Here is a 4,206-nt window from a genome sequence, read left to right as displayed (position 1 = left end):
CCCCCTCAAGGGGGCGGGCCCGCGCCCGTTTCCGGGCCGGGAAGCAGGCGGGAGGCCGTACCGGAACTCCGCCGGGCCTTCCCGAACGGTCTAAGCCCCGGCCTCCGCCGGTACGTTCGCCGGGATCTCCGCCACGGCGAGCGACGGCGTACGGTCGTCGGCCTCGGCCAGCAGTGCCCCGCCCGGCGCCCACACGGCCGCTCCGCCGCATCCCGTCCACGGCCCCGCCGGCCCGACGTGGTTGGCCAGGGCCACGTACATCCCGTGCTCCCGGGCGATCCCGGGGTACACCGAGGCGCGCTCGGCGATGCCGTCGCCCGTCCCGTAGAGCGAGCTCGCCAGGTGCACCCGGCAGCCGGCCGCCGCGCCCGCGCCGGGCACGTCCGCGAAGTGGTTGTCGTAACAGATGCCCAGGGAGAAGCGGATACCGCCGAGTTCGAACCGGCCGGGGACCGTGCCCGCCGCGAAGACCTCCTGCTCCTGGCGGAAGAGGTGCTGTTTGGCGTACGTGGTCACGTGCGCGCCCGCCGCGTCGTGCACCAGGGTCGCGATGAGGGGCCGGGGGCCGTCCCCGCGCAGCGCGACGTTGACGGCGGTGGCGGTCCCGGCGGCGCGGACGGGGTCCAGCCGCGGGTCCTCGGGCCCGGTCAGCCACAGCCCGGGATCGGCGGCGAGCGCGGGCAGTTCGTACCCGGTCAGCGTGAACTCGGGGAACACCACCAGCTCGGCGCCCTCCTGCCCGGCCCGGACGGCGAGGGCGGCCGCTCGCGCGGCGTTGGCGGACACGTCGGCGGGGGCGCAGGTCAGCTGCGCGGCGGCGATCTTCACGCGCCCCAGCATGCCAGCCGCGCGATGCGGGGCCCCGGGCGGCCGGACCCGCGAGACCTCGGGCCGCCGATCCCTGCGGGGCGCCGGGCGCCGGACCCCGCGGGACCTCAGGCCGCCGGCCCCTGCAGCAGGGTCAGGAAGGACCGGAAGGCCGCGGGCATGTCCACGGATTCCGGGGCGAGCAGCCACTGGTACTGGAGCCCGTCCATCACGGCGGCCAGCAGCGGGGCCGCCTGCTCGGGGGTGAGGCCCGAGGGGAGGCGTTCGCCGAACTCGGCGCGCAGCATCGCGGCCATCTCCCCGCGCACCTGCTCGTACCGCTCGGTGAAGAACTCCCGCGCGGGGTGCCCGTCGGTGACGCTCTCGCCGAGCAGCGCCGAGAAGGTCTGCACGATGCCCGGGCGCATGGCGTTGTAGTCCACCAGCGCGGCCAGCAGGTCCAGGCGCCACGCGCCGGCCGAGGCGCGGCTGCCGCCGCCGGTGTCCCAGCGGTCGCGCTCCTGCAGGACGGCGACCAGCAGCGCCTCCTTGGTCGGGAAGTAGTGCAGCAGCCCCTGCTGGGTCAGGCCCACGCGCTCGGCGACCGTGCCCAGCGAAGCGCCGCGGTAGCCGCGCTCCGCGATGACCTCGACGGCCGCGCGCACGATCTCCCCGCGCCGTTCCTCGTTCCTCGCCCTGGCCATCGCCGCGACGCCCCTTCCGCTCACCCTGCCAGCAGGACCGTACGGCATCTTTGTATCACGAACAGATTACGAACCCTACCGATCTACAGGTAAACGGTCCACGATGGGGCCAGCCGCACCGCGCAGCCGCCCCGCACGGCGGGCGCGCGGCCCGCGTCTCGATCACCCGCACTCAACGAGGAGGCATGGCCGTGACCGATGCCGATCAGGTCCGCAACGACGTCGTAGAGGCGGCGCTGGGCAAGCTGGATCTCGACACCAAGGCCCGGCTGCTGGCCGGTCAGGACATGTGGTCCCTGCCCGCCGTCCCCGAGATCGGCCTGAACTCCCTGGTCATGTCCGACGGCCCCATCGGGGTCCGCGGCGTGCGCTGGACCGCCGACGACCCCTCCATCGCCCTGCCCTCCCCGACCGCGCTCGCCGCCGCCTGGGACCCCGCGCTCGCCCGCCTGGCCGGCCGCCTCCTCGCCCAGGAGGCCCGCCGCAAGGGCGTCCACGTCCTCCTCGCGCCCACCGTCAACCTGCACCGCTCCCCGCTCGGCGGCCGCCACTTCGAGTGCTACTCCGAGGACCCGTTCCTCACCGGCGCGGTCGGCAGCGGCTACGTGAACGGCGTCCAGGACGGCGGCGTCGGCACCACCGTCAAGCACTTCGTCGGCAACGACGCCGAGACCGAGCGGTTCACCGTCGACAGCGTCATCGCCCCCCGCCCGCTGCGCGAGCTGTACCTGGCGCCCTTCGAGGCCATCGTGGCCAATGCCCACCCCTGGGGCATCATGACCGCGTACAACCAGGTCAACGGCACGACCATGAGCGAGCACCGGTACCTCGTCAACGAGGTCCTGCGCGGCGAGTGGGGCTTCGACGGGTACAACGTCTCCGACTGGATGGCCGCCCGCTCCACCACCGGCGACATCCTCGGCGGCCTCGACGTGGCCATGCCCGGCCCCGTCACCGTCTACGGCGCACCGCTCGCCGACGCCGTCCGCGCCGGCGAGGTCCCGGAGTCCGCCGTCGACGAGGCCGTGCGCAACGTGCTGCGCCTCGCCGCCCGCGTCGGCATCCTGGAAGGCGCCCCCGCCGTCGTCGGCGAGGCCCCGGCCGGGATCGACGGCCAGGCGCTGGCCCGCGAGATCGCCGCCCGCGGCTTCGTCCTCGTCCGCAACGAGACCGTGTCCGGCGACCGGCCGGCCCTGCCCCTGGACGCCACCGCCGGCCGCACCGTCGCCCTCATCGGCGCCGCCGCCCGCGACGCCCGCGTCCTCGGCGGAGGCTCCGCCACCGTCTTCCCCGAGCGCATCGTCTCCCCGCTGGACGGCCTGGCCGAGGCCCTGGCAGGTCCCTCGACGGGGTCGCTGACCTTCACCGTCGGCGCCGACCCCTCCGACGAACTCACCCCCGCCGACAAGGGCTTCGAACTCCGCGCGATCTGCCGCGACGCCTCCGGCGCCGTCCTCGGCACGGGCTCGCTGCCGACCGGCCAGGTCCAGTGGATCGGTGACGACCTGCCCGAGGGCGCCTCGTACGCGACGATGGCGAGCATCGAGGTCGTCGGTACGTTCGTCCCGCGCGAGAGCGGCGAACACGCCTTCGGCACCCGCGGACTCGGCGCCTTCACCCTCGCCGTCGGCGGAGAGGTCCGCTGGGAGGGCGTCCAGGCGCTGGGCAACGAGGCCGACCCCTTCGAGGCCTTCTTCGGCGCCCCCAGCGAGCGGACCCGGATCACCCTCACCGAGGGCGAGGCCGTCGAGGTCTCCCTGACCTACCAGGTCCCCGACATGACCACCCTGCCGCTCAAGGCGATCATGTTCTCCTTCCTCCACCTCGGCCCGCAGCGCTCCGCCGACGAGCTCATCGCCGAGGCGGTGGAGGCGGCGCGCTCCGCGGACACCGCCGTCGTGGTCGTCGCCACCACCGAGCGGGTGGAGTCCGAGGGCTTCGACCGCAAGGACCTCCGCCTCCCCGGCCGCCAGGACGACCTGGTCCGGGCCGTCGCCGCCGTCAACCCGAACACCGTGGTCGTCGTCAACGCCGGCTCCCCGGTGGAACTCCCGTGGCGCGAGGACGCGGCCGCGGTGCTCCTGACCTGGTTCCCCGGGCAGGAGGGCGGGGCCGCGCTGGCCGACGTACTCCTCGGGGACGCCGAGCCGGGCGGGCGGCTGCCCACCACCTGGCCCGCGCGGTTCGCGGACGCGCCGGTCACCGAGGTCGTCCCGACCGAGGGACGCCTGGAGTACCGCGAGGGGCTCTTCATCGGCTACCGGGCGTACGAGAAGGAGGGGATCGCCCCCGCCTACCCCTTCGGGCACGGCCTCGGCTACACGGACTGGGCGTACGAGTCCCTGGAGGTCACCCCGACGGCCGCGCGGGTCCGCGTCACCAACACCGGCACCCGCCCGGGCCGCGAGACCGTCCAGGTCTACCTGGCCCCCACCTCCGACACGGTGGAGCGCCCGGCGAGCTGGCTGGCCGGCTTCGCGAGCGTGACGGCAGGCCCCGGCGAGACCGTGGAGGTGGAGATCGCCCTGCCCGGGCGCGCCTTCGAGATCTGGGACGAGGACGCCCGCGCCTGGCGGCGGATCGGCGGCGGCTACGAGGTCCGCGCGAGCCACTCGCACGGCGACACGCGGCTGACGGCGACCCTCGACCTGTAATGGCCGGAAATCACCCCTCCTGAGGGGTTCAAGAGCTGGAC

Annotated in this window: 3 protein-coding genes; 1 reads left to right on the top strand and 2 read right to left on the bottom strand. The window is 74.7% G+C overall.

From position 1 onward, the window contains the following. Positions 1–90: 90 nt before the first annotated feature. The gene (locus ACWGDE_RS36720; RefSeq protein ID WP_453393420.1) at positions 91–828 is read right to left on the bottom strand and encodes a carbon-nitrogen hydrolase family protein; all 738 of its coding nucleotides are present in this window, start codon (positions 826–828) and stop codon (positions 91–93) included. A gap of 107 nt (positions 829–935) precedes the next feature. After that, positions 936–1,511 carry a TetR/AcrR family transcriptional regulator gene (locus tag ACWGDE_RS36715; RefSeq protein ID WP_453393419.1) on the bottom strand — a complete coding sequence of 192 codons (576 nt, stop codon included), beginning with the start codon at positions 1,509–1,511 and terminating at the stop codon, positions 936–938. A 185-nt stretch (positions 1,512–1,696) separates the two neighbouring features. Between ACWGDE_RS36715 and ACWGDE_RS36710 the strand changes: the two genes are divergently transcribed. Beyond that, the gene (locus ACWGDE_RS36710; RefSeq protein WP_453393418.1) at positions 1,697–4,165 is read left to right on the top strand and encodes a beta-glucosidase; all 2,469 of its coding nucleotides are present in this window, start codon (positions 1,697–1,699) and stop codon (positions 4,163–4,165) included. Positions 4,166–4,206 lie beyond the last annotated feature (41 nt).

This window comes from Streptomyces sp. NPDC054956 (assembly GCF_053609185.1).
Note: the sequence above shows the minus strand (reverse complement) of the source record. Positions and strands in the feature narration are given on the sequence as shown.